Genomic DNA, 21,220 nt, shown 5'->3' on the forward strand with positions numbered 1-21,220 from the left:
GTCATGGCCAAACCCGAGCACACGAACGCGCGCACCATGGTCGACGCGCCGTCGCTGTCACCCGCCACCATCGCCAAGCCCGACCTGATCAGCGTCGAGCAGGCAAAGACGATGGACGTGGCGCGGATGACCGACCTGTTCAAGGCGCATCTCAATCCGGGCCAGCTGCATTTCATGAAGCTGCTCGGCTTCCACAAGATCAAGATCGAGCGTGCCGAAGGCATGTTCTACATCGACCAGAACGGTCGCAAGATCCTCGATTTCTTCGGCGGCTTCGGTTCACTGGCCTTCGGCCACAACCATCCGCGCATCCTCGAAGCGCGCCGCAAGTTCCAGGAGGAAAAGCGCCAGGAAATCGCCATCGCGTTCATGTCGCAATATGCGGCGGCGCTGGCGCACAACATCGCCAAATGCTCGCCCGGCGACCTCGACATGGTGTTCCTCGGCTCTTCCGGCTCGGAAGCGATGGAAGCGGCGGTGAAGCTCGCCGAGCGCGCCGCCGGCCCGAAGCGGCCGAAGGTCGTCTATGCCGAGAACTCCTTTCACGGCAAGACCAAGGGGGTGCTGGGCATCACCGACGGCCAGCTCTACCGCGCCGAGTTCAAGATGGCGGACAATACGGTCCGCATCCCCTTTGCCGACATCGAGGCGGTCGAGCGTGCGTTCCGCAACGATCCCGAGATCGGTGTCATCGTGCTCGAAACCATCCAAGGCGGCGGCGGCATCATCCAGGCGCCGGCCGAATACTGGCAGAAGCTGCGCGCGCTGTGCGACCAGTATGGCGTGCTGTGGGTCGCCGACGAAGTGCAGTGCGGTTATGGCCGCTCAGGGCGCTTCTATGCCTTCGAGCATTATGGCGTCGTTCCTGACGTGACGGCGCTGGCCAAGTCGCTCGGCGGCGGCAAGGCGGCGGTCGGCGCCATGATTGCCCGGCGCGAAATCTACATGAAGGCCTATGGCACGCCGAAGACGGCGATGATCCATGCCATGGCCACCTTCGGCGGCATGGGTGAGGCCTGCGTCACCTCGATCGAGGCGCTCAATGTGCTCTATGACGAGGGGCTGATCGACAATGCCGCCGCCACCGGCGACTACCTGCTGCAGCGGCTGCAGGCGCTGAACGAGAAATATCCGAAGATCATCAAGGACGTGCGCGGCAAGGGCCTCATGGTCGGGCTCGAGTTCCACGACTTCTCGCAGACCTTGCCGATGGTCCTCAGGCCTATCGTCAGCGTGCTCGACGACAAGCTGAAGGGTTCGCTGTCCGGCTTCGTCGGTGCGCTGCTGCTGCGCGACTACGACGTGCTCGTCGCCTTCACCGAATACAACCGCAATGTCATCCGTCTCGAGCCGCCGCTGATCTGCCAGCGCGAGCATGTCGATCGTTTCGTCGATGCTTTCGACAGCCTGCTGTCGCGCGGTATCGTGTCGATCGTGAAGGATTTCGTCAAAAGCCAGGTTCGCTGAGTTCGACAATGCTGACCAAGTCGCCCGTTCCGAACAACCCGCTCGACCGGCTCACCGAAGCCGGCCTGGCGTGGGGCGAGGGGACCTATGCGCGGTTCGCAGCACCGATCGGGGCCGTTGCCTTTTCGCTTTACATCCTGCTGACAGCGATGATGGCGTGGATCATGCCCGACGCCAACTGGGACATGCTGCCCTATCTGGCGATCGCAGAGGAAGGCAACTATCCCGACCCGCAGGCCTTGCACGACTATGCCTACAGCACGGTCAAGGCCGGTGTCTCGGCGGCCGACTACAAGATGCTGATCGATGATGGCGGCGGTTACCGCAGCCACATGGCGGAGAACGCCGCCGATTTCCATTCGCTGCTCGGCATGTACCGGATCAAGTTCCTCTATGCCGAAATACTATCGACCATGAGCTCGGTCATGTCGCCGGTCGAGGCTATGCGGGCGCTACAGGTATTCTCGGTGCTATTGTTTGGCACTATTGTGCTGCTCTGGTTGCGCGCTGAGGGCGCGCTGGCGCTGGCGCCGGTGGTCGGTGCGGTGCTGATCATGGCCGAATTCGGCGACGCGGCGCGGGCATCGACGCCGGACCTGCTGTGCTCGGCGCTGTTCCTCGGCGGGCTGCTTGCCTATGTGCGGGGACGCGAGGCGGCAACCGCGATCCTGCTCTTCCTCGCCTTCATGGCGCGGCCGGACAATATTGTTTTCCTTGCCATCTTCGCCGTGATGCTGATCGCGTTCCGGCAGAGGGCGTGGGGCGCGTTCGCCGGCTTTGCCGCGTCCTTCGTCGCCTACTTCGCCATCTCGCACTGGGCTCATCATCCCGGCTGGTGGCCGCATTTGTGGTTCTCCAGCATCGAGCAGCACTACAATATGGACGGGTTCGAGCCGCCATTTTCGCTTGCCGCCTATCTCAGGGCGTTCGCCGTTTCACTGCTTCGCGCCGTCGACATGAACAGCTGGGTCGGTGTCTCGGTGCTGGCCCTGGCCGGATGGTATGGGTTGGGCTGCGCCGGTTTCCGGCTCGACCGTCGCGCCGGCATCCTGCTCGCGGCACTGGTGCTCGGCGTGCTGGCGAAGTTCGCGGTGTTCCCGATCCACGACACGCGTATCTATTTTCCCAATCTGCTGCCACCCTATCTGCTGCTTGCCGGCCCGCTGATGGCATTGTGGGCATCGGCGAATCCTCGCCGCGCTGCGCTGCACGCAATTCCCGGAGACAAGCCATAGGTTCGAGGCCCGCTGGGCTTCTCGATCGCTGACCCTCGCTGCACGGCACGAAGTTCCTGGCCAAGGCGGCGCTGAAGGCGCGCTTCTGAGGCGGCAGACCGTTCCAGACTGTCCTCTGACAGCGAGCTTGTGGGCAGGGTCGCGCCGTACCTGCGGCGTGTCGCAAACAGGCGGTAGCTCAACCGCCGTCCTCTGCATATTGTGCGCCAATCGAACGGGCGCCGGCGCGCCCGCATGTCATCTTGGAGTCGCGGGCAATGGCAGGGTTTCCGGAAAAGGCGAAGGTCGTCATCGTCGGGCTGGGTGGGATCGTGGGCGCGTCGGTCGCCCATCACCTGATCGAGCGCGGCTGGAGCGATATTGTCGGCATCGACAAATCCGGCATCCCGACCGACATCGGTTCGACGGCGCACGCCTCCGACTTCTGCTACACGACCAGCCATGATTTCCTGTCTTGCTGGACGACGCTCTACTCGATCGATTTCTACGAGAAGATGGGCCATTACGCCCGCATCGGCGGTCTCGAGGTCGCTCGCGTCGGTGACGATGGCCGCATGGCCGAGATCAAGCGCAAGATTGCCTCGGCCAAGGCCTTCGGCACCCGCGCCCGGCTGATCGAGCCGGCCGAGATCAAGCAGAAATTCCCGCTGATCGAGGAAGAGATGGTGCAGGGCGGCCTGTGGGATCCCGATGCCGGTCTGGTCATCCCGCGCTCGCAGACGGTGGCCGGCAAGCTGGTCGACCAGGCGGAAGCGTCCGGCAAGCTCAAGGCATTCGCCAACACCTCGGCCAGGTCGCTCATCGTCGAGAACGGCCGCATCAAGGGCGTGGTGACCGACCGCGGCACGATCATGGCCGACTACGTCGTGGTCTGCACGGGCATATGGGGCCGGTTGACCGCCGAAATGGTGGGCGAAGACCTGCCGGTGATGCCGATTGATCATCCGCTGACCTTCTTCGGCCCGTACACGGAATTTGCCGGCACCGGTAAGGAGATCGGCTGGCCGCTGCTACGCGACCAGGGCAACTCGGCCTATATGCGCGATACCGGCGACCCCAAGACCGCCGAAGGCGGGCAGATCGAGTGGGGCTATTACGAAGAGAACAATCCGCGCCTTTGCCATCCGCGCGACCTTTTGGAAAAGGACCAGGCGCGGCTGTCGCCGTCGCAGCGCGACCTCGACATGGAGCAGATCCTGGCGCCGCTCGAACGCGCCATGGAACTGACGCCGATCCTCGGCGAACTCGGCTACAATGAGAGCCATTCCTTCAACGGCCTGCTTCAGGTGACGACCGATGGCGGCCCGTCGATGGGCGAAAGCCAGAAGGTGAGGGGTCTCTGGTATGCCGTCGCCATCTGGGTCAAGGACGGCCCCGGCATGGGCAAGCTGATCGCCGACTGGATGACCGACGGCCGCACGGCGATCGACCATCATGCCATCGACTATTCGCGCTTCTATCCGCACCAGACGACAGAGCAGTTCATCTGGGATCGTTGCACCGAAACGGCGATGAAGGTCTACAATCCGGCGGTGCATCCGCGCGAGCCCTTCTCCAAGGGCCGCAACATCCGCCGTTCGCCCTTCTGGGAGCGCGAGAAGGAACTCGGCGGCTACTTCATGGAGCTTGGCGGCTGGGAGCGCGCCCACGGCTACGCCGCCAACGAGCATCTCCTCGAGAAATACGGCAACCGCGTTCCGGTTCGTGAGGATGAGTGGGACAACCGCCATTTCTGGCGCGTCTCCAATGCCGAGCATCTCGCCATGAGCGAGGATTGCGGTATCGTCAACCTGTCGCATTTCTCCATGTACGACGTCGAAGGTCCAGACCATGTCGCGCTGCTTGAGTGGTTGTGCGCGGCCAAGGTCGGCGGCGACAACAACATCGGCAAAGGCATCTACACCCATTTCCTCGACGAGGAAGGCATGGTGCGCGCCGACTTCACGGTGATCCGCATGGCCGATCGCTGCCGGGTGATCGACGGCGCCGATGCCGGCCCACGCGACTTCCAGTATATGCGCCGCACCGCGCAGGATAAGGGCTTTGATGTTACCATCACCGACGTGACGGAAAAATTCGTCACCATAGGCATCTGGGGCCCGAATGCGCGGACGACCCTGCAGAAGGTGGTCGAGAATCCGGACGGGCTCTCGCTCGAAAACTTCCCGTTCGCGGCGATCAAGCCGGTCAGGATCGGCGGCAAGGATGTCACCGCCTTCCGCATCTCCTATGTCGGCGAGCAGGGCTGGGAGCTGCATATGCGCTACGAGGACGGGCTTGCCGTCTGGGACGCGCTGCGCTCGACCGGCGTGATGCCTTTCGGCGTCGAGACCTATGCCAACACGCGCCGCATGGAAAAGAGCCTGCGGCTGCAGAACGCCGATCTGCTGACCGAGTACAATCTGCTGGAAGCCGACCTCGCGCGCCCGAAGGTCAAGGAGAATGATTTCTGCGGCAAGACCAAGCACGTGGAGTATCGCGCTCGCGAGCACCAGCCTGCCGTGCTCTGCACGCTGGTCATGACCGATAACAAGGACTCGAAGGGCGTGGCCCGCTATCCCGTGGGGACCATGCCAGTGATGGACCCGGACACGGGCGAAACGCTCGTCGACGAGCTGGGCCGCCGGTCCTTCACCACGTCGATCGCCTATGGCCCAACGATCGGCAAGAACATCGCGCTCGCCTATTTGCCGTGGGCGTATTGCCAGGAAGGCCGCAAGCTCAAGGTCGAGTATTTCGGCGAGACCTATCCGGTCGAGGTCGTTTCCGTCGGCTACAAGCCGCTCTATGACCCGGAGAACCTCAAGCCGCGCAGCTGATGGTCTCGACCTTTCCAAGGCAGGCCCAGACGAGCAAGGAATGACAATGCAGGAGCCCGGCCAGGCGCCATCTTTTGCTTTTGCACGATGCTCCCGCCGGAAGACCCATGTCGAATTTGCTGCTCGACTTGCGGCCCGTTGTTTTCTCTAAAATAAAGAGTATTATTTTACATTGACCCGCTCTTCTGGAGCTGCGGATATTTTGCCCGGGGGGGTACAATCATGCAGTGGCTAACCGCGTTGCTGGCGTTCGCCACGACGATGCTTATGTTTGCGATCGTCGTGTCGACACTGGTGGAAATGATCCATCGCATCTTTGGGCTGCGAGCCAAGGGCATGCAGCTCATGCTCGGAAATCTCTATTCGCGCGTCATCTTGCCAAAGCTTACTAAGTCGGAGGGGGATGCGAAGGAGTTGCTGACACCGCAGCAATTCGCCGCGCTGATCATGGAAAACCGGGCGACCACCGAGAAGGGCGATCCATCAACCGGATGGATCAGCGGATTTCTGCGCTGGTTTGTCGATTGGGCCGTGGTCACCGACATTCCGGTGGAGGTGTTTACGCAAAAGCTCGCCTCCAGCCGGCTCGTAGGCGCAGCCGACGTTCTGACCGACGAAGTGGTCATGGATGTTTCGCAGAAATACGAGGCATTCGGCAAGGAAGTCAGCCTGTATTTCGAAAGCCGGGCGCGCCTGTTTTCGGTCTGCGTCGCGTTCTTCGTGGCCTGGACATTCTACGTTCACCCTAACAAGCTTGCCGTCGCTTTTCTCAAGAATCCTGAAATCGCCGGGACCGTTGCCGAAAAGGCCGCGGACGTTCACGCCCAATACGCCGTGCTGATGGAGAAGTTGAACACCGCTGCCGCGGCCAAGCCGGAGACCGGCGCCGGAAGCACGGAAGACCTGAAAGGCGCGATTGCCGCGCTGCAGGAAAAACTGACGGAAGCTGAAAACCAGACCAAGGAGCTAAGGACCCTCGGCGCGCCGGTGGGTTGGGAAGTCAATCCCGCATTGAAGTCCTGCGCTTTGGGTGCCGTCACCGTGGATTGTTCATTTGGCGCCTTCGGCACCAACTGGACCTTGCCCTCGATCGCGAACGCCTTCTGGCTGCTGGTCGGCGGGCTTCTGGTTGGATTGGGAGCGCCGTTCTGGGCGCAAGCGGTGTCGTCGCTGACCGCATCCCGCGTGTGAGCCGCCGGATCGCCGAAATCGTTACTCCCAACGGGGTCGCGACTGCGAAAGCGGCTGTCCCGCAGGATGCCGCGCCGCAGCCGGATTCCGTTCCCGTCACTACGTTCAAGGTTGCGCGCGCGGCCGGACAGAAGAACGTCGCGAAGTAGGGGCTTCCAGCGGGTTCTCATCGGGAGAAGGGGCAGTTACCTGGGCAAGACCGAGCCTCGGTCGGGCGTTTTCGCTTTGTAGCGCAACGATTCTCGCTTACCGTTGCGTCATGTCCGCTTCTGGTCATGCAGGGTATTTTCTCCCTAGCGCCGCCGCATTGGCGCTGTTGCTCAGCCTGACCTCGCGAACCCTCGCAGCGGAACCCGTCGACATCGAGCTTGTGCTGGCCGTCGATGTTTCGCTGTCGATGTCGCCGGACGAACTCGAAATCCAGCGCCACGGCTATTCGGCGGCGTTGACGCATGACAGTGTTCTGAAGGCCATTGCCGACGGCGCCTATGGCAAGATCGCCGTCACCTATGTCGAATGGGCCGGCGCCACCTGGCAGCAGGTCGTCGTGCCATGGACGGTGATCGCCAGTCGTGCTGACGCCGAGCGGGTGGCCGCGCAGCTTTCCGCTCATCCGCCGGGCAGCGCACGGCGTACATCGATTTCCGGCGCGCTGCAGTTCGGCAGCGACCTTTTCGCGGAAAGCGGCTTCCAGGGCGTCAAGCGCGTCATCGACATTTCCGGTGACGGTCCCAACAATCAGGGCGCGCCGGTCAATTTCATCCGCGACCAGGTGGTCAGGCAAGGCATCACCATCAACGGGCTGCCGCTGATGACGCGAGGCGGCTTCAGCGGTGCCTATGACGTCAACAATCTCGATCGCTATTACAGCGATTGTGTCATCGGCGGCCCTGGCGCTTTCATGATCCCGGTTAATGACTGGACGCAGTTTCCCGAAGCGATCCGCCGCAAGCTGGTGCTGGAACTTGCCGGCCCGGCCTCGCCGCAATGGGCGGAAGAGGCTGATCATCCGCCTGTTGTCTTGGTGCAGGACATACAAGTCGCCGATTGCCAGGTGGGTGAGAAGATGTGGCGCGACCGCAGCTGGATGTTCGACGCCCGATAGAGCAATTCCAGGAAAAGTGTGAAACGGTTTTCCGTCCGGAATTGCGTCAAAACAAAGAGATAGAGCGCGCAGAGCGGATACGCTCAATCTGCGCATGTTTCCGTTCTTGGCTGATGCGGTGGGTTGCCTGTTTGGCCTGCGCAATGGCAAACTCGCATGCGCCGGGCGAGATCAAGCGGCTTGCGGCAAATGCGGTTGAGGAGAAGAATGCTTATGAAGAAACTTGTCATCCTGACGGCTATTGCCTCGGTGCTTTGTGCCGGCACCGCCAGCGCCCAATATGAGGGTGAGACCGGCTGCGTCATGTTCGAGCATGCAAATTTTCGCGGCCGCGCGATTGAGATGGGGTCCAATGACTCGGTGAGTTTTCGCGGCGGCCAGTTTTGGAACGACCGCGCATCGTCGGTGATCGTGCGCCGCGGCTGCACGTTCGTCGCCTATGAGCATTCGAGGATGCGGGGCGAGTCGATCGAGCTCAATCGCCGGGTCCGCGATTTCGGTGGCAGCGGCTGGAACGACCGCATCTCGTCCGCCGAGTGTTATTGCGACGACCGGTATTGAGGCAGGCCGCTGCACCTGAATTGACCAAGGTCTGACAGGGCTAGAGCAGTGCTCTAGGCCGCCAGCAATTGCTTGCGGTCGACGCGCTCCTGTTGCGGCGAGCGGGCATAGAGTTCGCGGTAGCATTTGGAGAAGTGCGACGCCGACACGAAGCCGCATGCGACCGCGACTTCGACCACCGGCAGCGACGACTGGATCAACAGGTGGCGGGCTCGGTCGAGGCGGATCTCCAGATAGTAGCGGGCCGGCGAACGGCCCATTTCGGTGCGGAACAGGCGCTCGATCTGCCGGCGCGACAGGTCGACATGGTCGGCGATCTCGATTAGCGACAGCGGCTCGGACAGGTTTGCTTCCATCAGTTCGATGATGGTCAGCACCTTGGAGTTCTGCACGCCGAGGCGGGCGCGCAGCGGCAGGCGCTGGCGGTCGGTCGGGCTGCGCACGCGGTCGGTCAGCACCTGCTCGCACACCCGGTTGACGAGACTTTCGTCGAAGTCGTCGCCGATCAGCTTCAGCATCATGTCGAGGGCGGCGGTGCCACCGGCGCAGGTGTAGATGTTCTGGTCGATCTCGAAAAGGTCGGCAAAGACGTTGGCCTTGGGGAAGGCCTCGGAAAAGCCGGGCAGGTTCTCCCAATGGATGGCGCAGCGCTTGTTCGACAGCAGCCCGGCGGCGGCCAGGATGTACGCGCCGGTGCAGAGCCCACCGACGGCGACGCCGCGATTGTACTCCTCGCGCAGCCAGGCAAAGGCCGACTTGTTCTGATAGCGCTCGACATTGGTGCCGCTGCAGACGATGGCCATGTTGGGCCGGTCCGGCCCGGCCATCTTCTTGCGCTCTTCCTCAAGCGAGGTGTTGACGGCGCATTCGACGCCGTTCGAGGCGCGCACCGGCTTGCCGTCGATACTGGCCAGGCGCCAGCGATAGGCCTCGTAGCCAAGCATCCGGTTGGCCGACCGCAGCGGGTCGAGCGCCGTCGCAAAGGCGATCATGGTGAAATCGGGAACAAGGAAGAATACAAACGATCTTCTGATCGGATGCTTTACGGCATTCACGGGAAACCTCACGCGGCCATGACGCGAACAGGATGTCGCGAACAGCATAGCGTCATCAGGAAAAACCATTCCTGTCAATCGGGTAGAAGGCTTCGCGGCAACTAAATTTGCGACATGGGTCGCAAATGGGCAATTGTCTTGCGCGACAGGCAGGCCGTGCCAGCGGATCGGGCAATTGCCGAACCGACTGGCCGAAATAGAACGCCGCCCCGGCAAGACCGAAGCGGCGTCAACCTCGAAGCAGCGGCAGGGACCGCTGCGCTTGAAGTCGGTATCTCAGGCGACGAAGCCGAGGCGCGCCGCATTCATGGCGCCGGTCTGGCCAGGCATGGTCTTGGCAAGGCGCTGGCGCTCGAGAGCGGTCGTCAGGTTCATCTCGCGGCGGGCGAAGAGGCGGGCAAAAAGCTTCATGTTCATCTCCATTCGGTTGCTCAGACGGGTCGCCTTCGCTTGATGGAGTGGGGCAGCTCGTTTGCTGGCGGTGATATAGGCTTGTGTGAGCAAAAACTAAATCGCAAATGCGAAGCACTTGATATGAAAAGCGACACGGATTGCGACATTGTTGGGCAAACTGCCCAGAATTTACGATTACTTACAATGCGTTAATTCGAAAACTGGGCTGTTATGCAAGCGGCTCATATGCGTCATGCAACGGCGACATGGCTGCAGAAATCGTTTGAATGCAAATAAAAAGGCCTGCCGGATCTGCGCGGCAGGCCTTCAGACTTTGATACACACGATTTACTTTGCTCCAGCCCAGGATCCGACACCGAGGCGCGAACCGGTTCTGGTATCGGCGGCTTCGGGCCAGCCGATGTCCTTCTGCAGTTCGATCGGCAGCGAATGGATTGCGCGTTCGGTCTGGTAGCGGGCGCGGGCTGCGCTGAATTCGGTCGCGTAGCGACCAATGGATGACAGGATGGACATTTCATTCTCCTTCATGTTGGGGGCCGGACGGGCCGGCATGTTTCAACTTCATTTCATGTCGATTGCAGGTCTGCGTGGTGGTCGTTTCGTGACCGCTTTCGATGCCTGCTGCTTCGATGGAGTTGACTATCCTCCCAAAGTGATGTTCAATCAAACGAAATGGAATGATCGTTCACATCAGAAAAATTGAAGGTCGATCCCGATGAACGCCCCACTCAATCATCCACTGCCGCTGCTCGATCTCGATGTCCTGCGCACGTTCGTGGCTATTGCCGAGACGGGCAGCTTCACCACGGCCGCCAATGCGGTGTTCCGCACGCCGTCGGCCGTCTCCATGCAGATCAAGAAGCTCGAGGACATCCTCGGCCGCTCCGTATTCGCGCGCGACGCGCGTTCGGTGACGCTGACCACGGATGGCGAGATGCTGCTCGGCTATGCGCGCCGGCTGCTGTCGATCAACCGCGAGATAGTGTCGAAGTTCATCATCCCAGACATTGTCGGCGTGGTGCGGCTGGGATCGCCGGACGATTATGGCGAGCGCGTGCTGCCACATGTTCTGAAGCGTTTCGCGCAGTCGCATCCGTCGATCGCGGTCGACGTGACCATCGACCAGAGCGTCAATTTGCGCCGGCGCATGGATGACCGCGCGCTCGACATCACGCTGCTCACCAACTCCTACAAGACCAGTGCGCTCGGCGCCGAGGTCCTGCTCACCGAACCGATCGTCTGGGCCGGTGCCAAGGGCGGCTGCGCGCATCTGCGCGAGCCACTGCCGGTTTCGCTGTGGGAGGAGGGCTGCGCCTGGCGGGCAGGGGCGCTCGAGGCGCTCGGCCGCGAGGGCCGCAACTATCGCATCGCCTATATGAGCGCGCACACGGCCGGCCAGCGCGCCGCCATCATGTCCGACCTGGCGGTGGCGCCGCTGCCGAAATCCTTCCTCGGCAACGACATGGTCGAGCTCTGCCCGAAGGACGGCATGCCCGATATCGGCACCTACAATCTCGCCATGGTGGTGGCACCGGATGCCAGCGCCCCGGTGAAGGCCGTCGCCGACCACATCCGAGCGACTTTCGAAGTGTTCAGGGAAACCGGCAAGTTCTGACGAGCCAGGACATGAACCGTGATTCAGTGCTTAGCGATCTTATCACGTTCGGCAAGCCGATTGATGTTCTGGTCGCAATCGTAGGCGACGTGGGTTGGTCCGAGACGCCAGAGGTCGTCCTGACCACCGATCATATTTTGAGTGTGCTCCGACGGTTCCAGGCAGGAGAACTCACTGCCGCGGACGTGGAGGCATGGGCGGACCTGATCGAATGCAGGGAAGACATCGACTACCAGCCAGAACGAGATGAAGAAATACTGGAAGCGATCTACGTGCTGGCCAATCCGGTCTTGAATGGATTGCTTGATGAAGCTTTGACTGACCAGGTGATCGCTTCGCTCTTGCCCTGACCGGTGGTTCTGTCGCTGTTTAGAAAAGCGACGATACGTTCGCGCGCCCGCCGCGCTTCGGGCATCTCGATCAGCGGCCAGACGTGGAACATGCCTTCCTCGTAGACGACCTCGACGTCGACGCCGGCGGCACGTGCCTTCTCGGCGAAAATCAAATTGTCGGGGCTGAGCAGGTCGTGCGAGCCGGTCAGGAGCAGCGTTTTCGGCAAGACCGAGAGGTCGCCGTAAAGCGGGCTGATATGCCAATCGCTGCGATCAAAGCCGGCGCTATAGAGCCGGACGGCCTCCATCCCCCCCGAAATGCCGAGCCAGGGATCATTGCGCTCGGCCTCGAACACTTCGGGGTTGGAGAGCGACATGTCGAGCCCGGGTGAGATCAGCACATGGCGTGACGGGAGAGCAAGGCCATGTTCCGCGGCCATCATGGTCAGCACCACGGCCATGTTGCCGCCGGCGGAATCGCCCATGAAGACGATGTCTTCTTCCGTCTCGTCGAGCATCTGGCGGTAAACTTCGCTCACCATGCCGAACATGGCGTGGAAATCGTGTTCGGGCGCGATGGGGTAGATCGGCACGGTGATGCCATAGCCCAGCCGCTCGGCCATCTCGGCGATCAGCCCCCAATGATAGGAGGTGATCTGGAAGACATAGGCGCCGCCATGCAGATAGAGGATCCGCTTGTGCTCGCCAGCCTTGGGCGCGATGTCATAGACGGGGAAGCCATTGACGCTGCGTTCGGCAATGTCGAGGCGGTGGCGCAGCGACGCCGGCGGATGATAGTCCTCGGTCTTGCGCGCATAGGCGATCCAGCGCTGCAGGTTTTCCGGGCTGGAAAAAGCCTTTTTGCGGCTATGCCTGAGGACAAAGGAAACGACGTGGCTTTTGAAACTGGGCATGCGGATACGCGAACTTCGGCCGGAGCCGACTAAGAGAAATCCCCTACTCTTCCGAAGATCGTATCTGCGCGAAAAATGTCAAGATTTGCGCCGGGAACAACACGGTGGTGTGATCCTGCCGGCGATCCGCGGCAAGGCTCAGCGCCGCGGCAGCAGCGCGGCGCGCAGCTTGTTGTTGCTGGCCGCCGAGGCCGCGGAACGGCCCCGGCGGGTGCCGAGCAATTTGCATTTGTCGGCGAAGGTCATCAGCGCGCCGAACCCAGGAGCAGAGCCGACAGGGTGGCCTGCGGATCATTGCGCGGCGACACCGGCCAGCCAATGTCCTTCTGGATTTCGGAAGGCAGGCTGTTCAGGGCCCGGATCGCCTTGTTCCTGTTATGCGCATGCTTGAGGGCCGCGCCATAGCGGCCGAAGCTATCGAACATCGACATGCTGGTTCCTCCAGGGTTGCGGCGGCCGGAACATTTCCTGGCTGCCGTTCGATGCCCGGTTAAATGCGCCGTGCATGTATCGGAGGGATTTCGCGAAAACGGGGGGGTTGTTTCAGATCCTGCTGATCTGGAAACATTCGCATACAAATGAAATTGCGCGGGCCTGCCGGCTGCAGGCAGCCGGCTTATTCCCGGCCGCGCCGGGCCGCGTGGCCTTCGCGCGAACGCCGGCGCGGCGTGGCGTCGCCGGCAATGCCGTCCTCGCTGACGGTTTTCCTGGGCGGCAGTTTGACCGCCGCCGACAGTTTCGGGAACGGGTCGACCTTGTTCGGGAGCGCCATGGCGTAGACGAAATGCTCCTGGAATTTCGGCTCCAGCGCGGTCTCGATCTTCTCGATGCGGCTCACCGTTTCCTCGATCTCGCGGCGATAGCCGCGATTGAGCAATGCCATGCGCGCACCGGCGCCGGCGGCGTTGCCGACGGCCGAGACCTTGTCGAGGTCGCAATCGGGAATCAGGCCCAGCACCATGGCGTATTTCGGATCGATGAAGGAGCCGAAGGCGCCGGCGAAATGGATGCGGTCGACATGGTCGGCGTTCTGCTTTTCCATCAACAGCTTGGTGCCGGCATAGAGTGCCGCCTTGGCAAGCTGGATGGCGCGCACGTCGGTCTGGGTGATGGTGATCTTGGGTTCGCCTTCCTTCAGCACGTAGGAGAAGGTGCGGCCATTGGCAACGACACGCGGCGAGCGCGCACTCAGCGACCCGTCGAGGACGCCGTCCTCGGAGATGATGCCGGCGAGATACATCTCGGCGACCACTTCGATGATGCCGGAGCCGCAGATGCCGGTCACGCCGGTCGCCTGCACGCTGTCGAGGAAGCCCGGCTCGTCGGACCACAGTTCCGAGCCGATGACGCGGTATTTCGGCTCCAGCGTGTCGGGATCGATGCGCACGCGCTCGATAGCGCCGGGCGCGGCGCGCTGGCCGCCGGAGATTTCCGCGCCCTCGAAGGCCGGGCCGGTAGGCGAGGAGGCCGCCACCACGCGTGTCCTGTTGCCGAGCACGATTTCGGCATTGGTGCCGACATCGACGATCAGCATCATCTCGTCCTGGCGGTGCGGGCCTTCCGACAGCGTCACCGCGGCTGCGTCGGCGCCGACATGGCCGGCGATGCAGGGTAGCATGTAGAGACGCGCGCCCTGATTGAGCTTCAGGCCGATATCCGACGCCTTGATGCGCACCGCGCCGGAGACGGCGAGCGCAAACGGCGCGCCACCGAGTTCGGTCGGATCGATGCCGAGGAACAGATGGTGCATGATCGGATTGCCGACGAAGACAGAATCCAGGATGTCGCCGCGCTGCACATTGCCTTCGGCGCAGACCTTGTCGACAAGGCCGGACACCGCCTCGCGCACGGCGACCGTCATGCCCTCGCGGCCGTCCGGGTTCATCATCACATAGGAGACGCGGCTCATCAGATCCTCGCCGAAGCGGATCTGCGGATTGGAGGTGCCCGACGAGGCGGCGACGCGGCCCGACAGCAGCGACACGAGATGCATGGCAATCGTGGTCGAGCCGATATCGCAGGCGAGCCCATAGGCCTCGTTCTTGAGGCCGGGCCATAGCGCGATGACACGCGCGGTCTCCGAGTCGGCATCCTTGTGGATGGCGGCCGTCGCAGTCCAGTTGCCCTTGCGCAAAATGCCCTGCACCTGAGGCAGCAGATAGAAATCGAAGTCCAGGCTCTTGAGGTTCCAGTCCTTCATCAAAGCGATCTTGAGGCGGTCGAGATCGCCGAGCGGCTTGTGCATGTCGGGCTCTTCGATCTCGACATAGCACATGCGGATCGCCGAATCGCGGGCGATGACCCTGGTGTCGGCGTCCTTGCGGATGGTCTGCGCGTTGATGACCGTGTCCTGCGGCACGTCGATGACGAGGTCACCGAGGATCTGCGCCGAGCAGGACAGGCGGCGCCGTTCGGGCAGGCCGCGGACGCGCTCATAGCGCTCTTCCTTGGCGCCCTTGGGCGAGATGTGGTCGTTGGAGGAGGTGATCTTGTGCTTGGCGAAATTGCCTTCCTGCACCTCGATCTGGCAGCGACCGCACGTGGCGCGACCGCCGCACACGCTCTCGACATAGACGCCGAGCTGGCGCGCGGCATCGAGCACCGGCGTGCCGACCGGAAACCGCCCGCGCTTGCCCGACGGCATGAACAGCACGAGCGGATCGGTGATGTTGGCAGGCGAGTTCACGATTGCGCGCTTATCCCCTGGCCATGCGGGCTTCACGTCCGCCGCGCCGGCGGCCGCCATTGCCGCCGCCTTCGCCCGGAGCGTTGACCGCGGTGGGCGCTGCGACCGCCTGGCCGCCTTCGGCCGGCTTGTAGTCCTTGTAGGTCCTGATCCAGTTGGTGCAGTTCTCGTCGGTGCCGTTGAGCACATTGGCGCCGCGCACGGCTTCCATTTCCTGCGGGCGCACCGGGTTCATGATCGCCGAGGTCATGCCGGCGCCGATCACCATCGGGATGAAGGAGGCATTGATGCCGTGGCGGTGCGGCAGGCCGAAGGAGATGTTGGAGAGGCCGCAGGTGGTGTTGACCTTGAGCTCTTCGCGGAGCCGACGCAGCAGCGCGAACACCTGGCGGCCGGCATCGCCCAGCGCGCCGATCGGCATCACCAGCGGATCGACGACGACGTCATGCGCCGGAATGCCGAAATCGGCACAGCGCTGCACGATCTTCTTGGCGACGGCGAAGCGCACGTCCGGGTCCATCGAGATGCCGGTCTCGTCATTGGAGATGGCGACGACCGGGACGTTGTACTTCTTGACCAGCGGCAGGATGGCTTCGAGCTTCTCTTCCTCGCCGGTGACGGAATTGACCAGCGGCCGACCCTTGGCGACCTTGAGCGCCGCTTCGATGGCGGCGGTGACCGAAGAGTCGATCGACAGCGGCAGGTCGACCAGGCCTTGCACGATCTCCAGCGTCTGCACCAGAAGCGCCGGCTCGGTGGCATTGGGGTCGACGGCGGTGACGCCGGCATTGACGTCGAGCATCGTGGCGCCGCAGGCGGCCTGTTCCAGCGCGTCCTTAATGACGGTTTCGAAATTGCCGGCCACCATCTCGGCGGCCAGCTTCTTGCGGCCGGTCGGGTTGATGCGTTCGCCGATCACGCAGAAGGGCTGGTCGAAGCCGATGATGATTTCTCGTGTCGCCGAGGCGACGATGGTGCGGGTCATGAAATCTCTCCGTCGTGATATAAAGAGTTCTTTATATCGTTATCTGATTTCGTTCAAGCGAATGGTGACCGTTGGCGCCGTCAATGCGCGGTCTTCACCATATCCACCTGGGTTTCGGTAATTTCGTCGTGCAGTATGTGGCCGAGCCGGTCGGCGACCATCTGGTCGTCGCGACGGATTTCGCGCTTCCATGGCTGGCGGCCCTTGAGCACACCCGATTCATCGACGATCTCGGCGACATATTCCTCCTGGCGGTAGGCCATCACATGGACGCCGGATATGCCGGGGATTTCCTTCACCTCGTTGATGATGTCGATGCAGAGCTGCTTGCCTTCCTTTTTCTGGTCCTGGGCCCCTTCCAGCCGCTTGATGATCGCGTCGGGGATATGGATGCCCGGTACGTTGTTGCGGATCCATTTGGCCGTCTTGGCCGACGCCAGCGGGCCGACGCCGCACAGGATGAATACCTTTTCGGTGTGGCCGAGATCGCGCGCCTTCTGCATGAAGGTTTTGAACATCGGCACGTCGAAGCAATACTGCGTCTGCACGAACTGCGCCCCGGCGGCGATCTTCTTGCCGAGATGGATGGGGCGGAAGTCGAAGGGCGGCGCGAACGGATTGACGGCGGCGCCGAGGAAGATCTGCGGCGGCGTCGTCAGCTTACGGCCAGACAGGAACTTGCCGTTGTCGCGCATGATGCGGCAGGTCTCGAGCAGCGACATGGAATCGAGGTCGAACACCGGCTTGGCGCCGGGCTGGTCGCCCGCTTGCACACCGTCGCCGGTGAGGCACAACATGTTGGCGACGCCCATCGCAGCACCACCCAGCACGTCGCCCTGGATGGCGATGCGGTTCTTGTCTCGACAGGCGATCTGCATGATCGGGGCATAGCCCATGCGGGTCAACAGCGCGCAGATGCCGACCGAGGACATGTGGCAGTTGGCGCCGGAGGCATCGACGGCATTGATGGCGTCGACCCAGCCGTCGAAGATTTTCGCGCGGTTGTAGACGTCTTCCGGATCGGCGCTGTCGGGCGGGTTGAGCTCGGTCGTCACCGCGAATTCGCCGCGCCGCAGCACGCGCTCCAGCCGGCCGCGCGAAGAGTGGCCGGGCAGGGGATCGAGCGGCAGGTGGATGCCGGCGGGGTTCTCGTCGAGCTGGCGGGCGATCATGCCGAGGCTCCGGTCTTAGGTGCCTGGGCGGCTTCACGCGCGGCGGCTGCCTGTGCGGTCACCCGCAGCCAAGCGGAGGTTTCGCGCAGCGACTGGTCGACGGGCTTTTGCACGTCGAGGATCTTGTCGCCATGCACCATGTTCTGCGAGCCTTCCCAGGCCTTGACCCAGACGCAGGGCATATCGGGCTCGACCTCGCAATTGCCGTTGGCGCGCACGCCGCCGCACGGGCCGTTGCGCAACTGCTTGGGGCAGTTCATCGGGCACGACATGCCGGTCGAGGACAATACGCACTGCCCGCACATGCGGCAGTCGAACATGAAACCCTTGACGCGTTTTTCGACGAATTTGATCGGGGCTTCGACGCGGCCGTAGCCGAGGCCCTTCCACAGCGGATGCAGCAGCAGGAACATGTCGGCGAAGCGGGAATAGAACCATTCGAGCAGGCGTGAATGGCGGATCGACCACAGCCGCACCGCGAACGAGCGCTGCACGCGCCGCTGCGGCGATACGTCGGCCGGCTTGTAGTCGGACTTCGGCGCTGCCTTCTTGACCAAAGTGGCCTGGGTAACCGCCGGTTGAGGCTCAGACATGTTCTTTCCCGCCCGCCTTGACCAGAGCGACCAGCCGCTCGCGGTCATATTTCGCATCGAGCTCCTGAAAAGCCTTTTCGACCTCGGCTTCGAGATCGTCGCCGACCGGAACCGGATCGGCCTTGCGCCATTCGGCGAGATAATCATCGGTGCCGCCGGCGCCGGTGCGCATGGCGCACATGTCGATCGCCTCGGTGAAACGCAGCGGCAGCTCGCGCTTGGCGTTCTGCCGGCCCTTCTTGACGATGACCTGGGCGGGGATGTCGCGCCAGTACACGACGATCAGATCGGCCATGAAATTCTCACTCCTCTAAGCATCGAGCATTGCCGCATGCGCATGGGGGCTGCTTGTTATGGGACGACGCGCGCGCATTCAAAAGCGACGCTATTGATTGCTGCAGTGGAAAGGCGAAATTCTTGGGAGTGATGTGGCTACCAGACCCGCTTAGTCACGCCGGTCCAAAGATAGAACCAGATCGTCGGATGGTACCATTGTTTCGAAGGCAGATCCGGATCTGACGTGGCAAGTTTCCCCGCCAGCGCGTCGCTGACCGCCTCGACGCAGATGTCGCGCGAGAACGCCGCCTGACGCAGCACATAGCTCGAAATGGTGTCGCCCGGCTCGGGCCTGCCGCGCGCCTGTTTCAGCACGCCGCCGGTGTCGACGCCGGCGTCGACCAGATGCACGGTCGTGCCGAAGTTCTGCGCGTCGCCTGAGGCAAGGGCCCAGTAGCCGCCATTCATGCCGCGATATTTCGGGGCGATGCCGGCATGATAGTTGAGCACCGGGCAAGGCATCTTCGCCAGCGTCTGCCTGGACAACAGGCGGCAGCCGGCAAGCAGCACCACACCCGGCTGGAGGTCCGTGATCGCCTGCAGGCATTCCGGCGCGTTTGCCGACGGAACGTTGATGATCTTCTGGCCGGGCTTCGGCTCGGTCTGAAGCTTCTGGTCGGCAATCAATCGCGCCGCATGGCTGGCGAAAAAACGCTTGCCGAGCCGGGTCAGCACCATCGTGCCGAGTTGACCTACGGCCGAGATCCAGCCTTGGCGGCGGGCGCGTCCAAGCAGCAATTGCTTTTTGGGTTCAGGTGTTTCGAGGACGACGCTGACAGGGCCATGCCGGTCGGCTATGGCGTTTATGATGGCCCAGATATGCGGCCCGCCTTCGGTGACGACGACGATCGGCCGTAGGTTTGCTTTCGACGGTTCCATGGTTTTCGACGTGCCTGGGGATGACCTGCTATCGGCAGGCCGGATGCTAGGCTGTCCGGGTTAATCCTTGGTGATTGCCCACCCGCCACGGGGTTGCGTCGCCGATCAACGCTTGAATTCCATGATGTCGAGCTTGGATTCGTAATAGGGCGCCGGGAATTCGATGCGCCATTCGCTGGCGCTGTTGCGGAAGGCATAGCCGACCTGGTCGCTCTTCGGACCGCTGCCGTAAGGCTTCGCCAGATCCTCGTTGACGGTGAAGGAGCCGAGATAGATGGCGCGCTTTTCGCCGTCGTCGAAGAAGCGGCCCTTGGTGCGCTGCGAGCCGCTTACCTTTTCCAGCCGCCAGCCGGAGCCGTCATCGCTCACCTTGCACTTGAACCAGCCATAGATGACGAGCGGGCTCAGCCCGCCGGCCTTGATAGTGCGGCACTTCCAGTTGCCGGTCAGGTCCTTGTCGGAAAACGCCACCAGCGGCTTTGCCAGCAGAGCGTCGAGCTGCTTGGCCTCGGTAGGGTCGCCGGCCTTGGCCTCATCGAGGGCCGCCTTGCGCGTCTCGCCATATTTGTCCAGCCGCGCCTTGTCGGCCGCGGTGATCAGTTTTTGCACCTCGCCGTCGGCGTGAGCCGGCAGGACAGCGCAGACGCTCAGGCACAGAGATAGTAGCAACGGCCGAACAGACATGGAAATTTTCCCCTCTTGGTCAGTGTCTCAGGCGATTGCTGAGGCCTCTGCCAACTCTTTCGTCAGGTCGCCATAGCCGGTCGAGCGGCGCTCATAGGCAAGGCCGAGCATCTTCGCGGCCTTCTCGGCCACCTTGTCGAGCTCCGGATCGTCGGTCTGGGCGATATAGACCAGCTTCTCATAATTGCCGAAATAGTCCTTGATCAACTCGGGGTGCTTGTCGAGCCCGAGCGGCTTCATGAAGAAGGCGTCGAACTGGCGGCAGAGGAAGTCGGTCATGTAGAACGACATCATGTCGTCATCGGCGATCTTCGCATAGGCGTCCATGCCCTGGTAGAAGGCGAAGCAGTGCGGGCCGGCCATGCGCTCGACACCGTGCTTCTCGCAGATGCGGTCGAGCAGGCCGCCGGTGCCGCAATCGGCATAGCCGACGAAGATGTGTTCGTAACCGTCCGCCTTGGCCTTCTCGATGGCCTTGTCCATCGCCGGCGGGATGCGGTCCGGATAGAAATGAAACTCCGCCGGCAGGCAGGTCAATTCGAGATGATCCAGTTTGAGCTGTTGCTTGACGGCCAAAACTTCGCGCGCAATCATCCCGCAGGCGATGACGAGCAGCCTGTCCGTTTGATTCGGTTTCGTTTTTTGTATCTCGGCCATGGAACCAGTCGAACTGGCCTTCGTTGCTCTAGGGCTAATTTATCTGTTGAGGGAGACACCGTCCATGAAACTGCTACGCATCGCGCCGATTGCCGTCCTTGCCTGTGCGCTAGCCCTTACGGCATGCGCGAACACAGTCCGTGGCGTCGGCAAGGATGTCAAATCGACAGCCAATGCCGTCGAGGACACGGTCAAGAATCCCTGATCCACGCCTCACCATCATCTGGGAACAAAAAAGCCGCGCTGCAAGGCGCGGCTTTCTCCATGTCCGTGCCGGATTTGCCGATCAGGCTGAAACGCGCACATTGTGCTTGCGCTTCATGAAGTCCTTGGCGGTCTCGACCGCCACCGCCGCGTCGCGGCAATAGGCATCGGCGCCGACGGCCTTGCCGAATTCCTCGTTGAGCGGCGCGCCGCCGACCAGCACGACATAGTCGTCGCGGATGCCCTTTTCCTTCATCGTGTCGATGACGACCTTCATGTAGGGCATGGTCGTGGTCAAAAGTGCCGACATGCCGAT

At 62.4% G+C, this 21,220-nt stretch carries 23 protein-coding genes and 1 pseudogene; 10 read left to right on the top strand and 14 right to left on the bottom strand.

The window, feature by feature from the left end:
* The first annotated feature begins 36 nt into the window (after positions 1-36).
* The 6 genes from AC04SI_RS04825 (at position 37) to AC04SI_RS04850 (ending at position 8,378) form a co-directional block, all read left to right on the top strand.
* Entirely contained in the window at positions 37-1,467 is a 1,431-nt protein-coding gene (locus tag AC04SI_RS04825) for an aspartate aminotransferase family protein (protein ID WP_404275849.1), read from the top strand.
* Positions 1,468-1,475: 8 nt separating this feature from the next.
* Positions 1,476-2,702 (top strand): hypothetical protein, encoded by a 1,227-nt coding sequence (locus tag AC04SI_RS04830; RefSeq protein WP_404275813.1) that lies wholly within the window; start codon positions 1,476-1,478, stop codon positions 2,700-2,702.
* A 257-nt stretch (positions 2,703-2,959) separates the two neighbouring features.
* Positions 2,960-5,521 carry a GcvT family protein gene (locus AC04SI_RS04835; RefSeq protein ID WP_404275815.1) on the top strand — a complete coding sequence of 854 codons (2,562 nt, stop codon included), beginning with the start codon at positions 2,960-2,962 and terminating at the stop codon, positions 5,519-5,521.
* 222 nt (positions 5,522-5,743) lie between these two features.
* A complete protein-coding gene (locus AC04SI_RS04840; protein ID WP_488473970.1) occupies positions 5,744-6,712 on the top strand; it encodes a hypothetical protein in 969 nt (322 codons plus the stop codon).
* Between the two features lie 259 nt (positions 6,713-6,971).
* Positions 6,972-7,817 (top strand): DUF1194 domain-containing protein, encoded by an 846-nt coding sequence (locus AC04SI_RS04845; RefSeq protein ID WP_404275819.1) that lies wholly within the window; start codon positions 6,972-6,974, stop codon positions 7,815-7,817.
* Between the two features lie 213 nt (positions 7,818-8,030).
* Positions 8,031-8,378 (top strand): peptidase inhibitor family I36 protein, encoded by a 348-nt coding sequence (locus tag AC04SI_RS04850; protein WP_192181024.1) that lies wholly within the window; start codon positions 8,031-8,033, stop codon positions 8,376-8,378.
* Positions 8,379-8,431: 53 nt separating this feature from the next.
* Here AC04SI_RS04850 and AC04SI_RS04855 read toward each other — a convergent pair whose 3' ends face one another.
* The 3 genes from AC04SI_RS04855 to AC04SI_RS04865 all read right to left on the bottom strand — a co-directional run bounded on the left by AC04SI_RS04855 (position 8,432) and on the right by AC04SI_RS04865 (position 10,360).
* Positions 8,432-9,370 carry a GlxA family transcriptional regulator gene (locus AC04SI_RS04855; RefSeq protein ID WP_404275851.1) on the bottom strand — a complete coding sequence of 313 codons (939 nt, stop codon included), beginning with the start codon at positions 9,368-9,370 and terminating at the stop codon, positions 8,432-8,434.
* 339 nt (positions 9,371-9,709) lie between these two features.
* Positions 9,710-9,844 carry a hypothetical protein gene (locus AC04SI_RS04860; RefSeq protein ID WP_081482193.1) on the bottom strand — a complete coding sequence of 45 codons (135 nt, stop codon included), beginning with the start codon at positions 9,842-9,844 and terminating at the stop codon, positions 9,710-9,712.
* A 330-nt stretch (positions 9,845-10,174) separates the two neighbouring features.
* Positions 10,175-10,360, bottom strand: a complete 186-nt coding sequence (locus AC04SI_RS04865) for a hypothetical protein (protein WP_404275821.1) — start codon at positions 10,358-10,360, stop codon at positions 10,175-10,177.
* Here AC04SI_RS04865 and AC04SI_RS04870 point away from each other — a divergent pair.
* The 3 genes from AC04SI_RS04870 to AC04SI_RS04880 are packed head-to-tail and all read left to right on the top strand — an operon-like array spanning position 10,353 to position 11,812.
* Positions 10,353-10,550 carry a hypothetical protein gene (locus AC04SI_RS04870; RefSeq protein ID WP_404275823.1) on the top strand — a complete coding sequence of 66 codons (198 nt, stop codon included), beginning with the start codon at positions 10,353-10,355 and terminating at the stop codon, positions 10,548-10,550. The two genes, AC04SI_RS04865 and AC04SI_RS04870, sit on opposite strands and share 8 nt — an antisense overlap.
* 12 nt (positions 10,551-10,562) lie before the next feature.
* Positions 10,563-11,462, top strand: a complete 900-nt coding sequence (locus tag AC04SI_RS04875; protein WP_192181027.1) for a LysR substrate-binding domain-containing protein — start codon at positions 10,563-10,565, stop codon at positions 11,460-11,462.
* Between the two features lie 11 nt (positions 11,463-11,473).
* A complete protein-coding gene (locus AC04SI_RS04880) occupies positions 11,474-11,812 on the top strand; it encodes a hypothetical protein (RefSeq protein WP_404275825.1) in 339 nt (112 codons plus the stop codon).
* Here AC04SI_RS04880 and AC04SI_RS04885 read toward each other — a convergent pair.
* The 10 genes from AC04SI_RS04885 to AC04SI_RS04930 form a co-directional block, all read right to left on the bottom strand.
* The gene (locus AC04SI_RS04885; RefSeq protein WP_404275826.1) at positions 11,731-12,708 is read right to left on the bottom strand and encodes an alpha/beta hydrolase; all 978 of its coding nucleotides are present in this window, start codon (positions 12,706-12,708) and stop codon (positions 11,731-11,733) included. The two genes, AC04SI_RS04880 and AC04SI_RS04885, sit on opposite strands and share 82 nt — an antisense overlap.
* Before the next feature lie 245 nt (positions 12,709-12,953).
* Positions 12,954-13,139, bottom strand: a complete 186-nt coding sequence (locus tag AC04SI_RS04890; protein WP_488473971.1) for a hypothetical protein — start codon at positions 13,137-13,139, stop codon at positions 12,954-12,956.
* A gap of 185 nt (positions 13,140-13,324) precedes the next feature.
* On the bottom strand, positions 13,325-15,454 hold the full coding sequence (locus tag AC04SI_RS04895) for an ASKHA domain-containing protein (protein ID WP_192181030.1): 2,130 nt from the start codon (positions 15,452-15,454) through the stop codon (positions 13,325-13,327).
* The gene (locus AC04SI_RS04900) at positions 15,405-16,379 is read right to left on the bottom strand and encodes a methyltetrahydrofolate cobalamin methyltransferase (RefSeq protein WP_404275830.1); all 975 of its coding nucleotides are present in this window, start codon (positions 16,377-16,379) and stop codon (positions 15,405-15,407) included. Before AC04SI_RS04900 ends, AC04SI_RS04895 begins: the two co-directional genes overlap by 50 nt.
* Positions 16,380-16,459: 80 nt before the next feature.
* Entirely contained in the window at positions 16,460-17,551 is a 1,092-nt protein-coding gene (locus AC04SI_RS04905; protein ID WP_192181032.1) for a methylenetetrahydrofolate reductase, read from the bottom strand.
* Positions 17,548-18,144, bottom strand: coding sequence for a methylenetetrahydrofolate reductase C-terminal domain-containing protein (locus AC04SI_RS04910; protein WP_404275832.1), 597 nt, complete (start codon positions 18,142-18,144; stop codon positions 17,548-17,550). Before AC04SI_RS04910 ends, AC04SI_RS04905 begins: the two co-directional genes overlap by 4 nt.
* Positions 18,137-18,439: a virulence factor gene (locus AC04SI_RS04915; RefSeq protein WP_006203336.1), complete on the bottom strand. Its 303-nt coding sequence runs from the start codon at positions 18,437-18,439 to the stop codon at positions 18,137-18,139. Before AC04SI_RS04915 ends, AC04SI_RS04910 begins: the two co-directional genes overlap by 8 nt.
* A gap of 137 nt (positions 18,440-18,576) precedes the next feature.
* Positions 18,577-19,359 carry a formyl transferase gene (locus AC04SI_RS04920; protein WP_488473972.1) on the bottom strand — a complete coding sequence of 261 codons (783 nt, stop codon included), beginning with the start codon at positions 19,357-19,359 and terminating at the stop codon, positions 18,577-18,579.
* Between the two features lie 105 nt (positions 19,360-19,464).
* Positions 19,465-20,043, bottom strand: a complete 579-nt coding sequence (locus AC04SI_RS04925) for a DUF4893 domain-containing protein (RefSeq protein WP_404275836.1) — start codon at positions 20,041-20,043, stop codon at positions 19,465-19,467.
* 27 nt (positions 20,044-20,070) lie between these two features.
* The gene (locus AC04SI_RS04930) at positions 20,071-20,700 is read right to left on the bottom strand and encodes a DUF1638 domain-containing protein (protein WP_404275837.1); all 630 of its coding nucleotides are present in this window, start codon (positions 20,698-20,700) and stop codon (positions 20,071-20,073) included.
* Positions 20,701-20,764: 64 nt separating this feature from the next.
* Between AC04SI_RS04930 and AC04SI_RS04935 the strand changes: the two genes are divergently transcribed.
* Positions 20,765-20,905 carry an EncA/B family entericidin gene (locus AC04SI_RS04935; protein ID WP_404275839.1) on the top strand — a complete coding sequence of 47 codons (141 nt, stop codon included), beginning with the start codon at positions 20,765-20,767 and terminating at the stop codon, positions 20,903-20,905.
* A gap of 81 nt (positions 20,906-20,986) precedes the next feature.
* On the opposite strand, the pseudogene AC04SI_RS04940 reads toward AC04SI_RS04935, so the two are convergent.
* A pseudogene (locus AC04SI_RS04940) lies at positions 20,987-21,220 on the bottom strand (cobalamin-binding protein); the annotation flags it as partial.

The sequence above is a fragment of the Mesorhizobium sp. CNPSo 4689 genome (assembly GCF_057784325.1).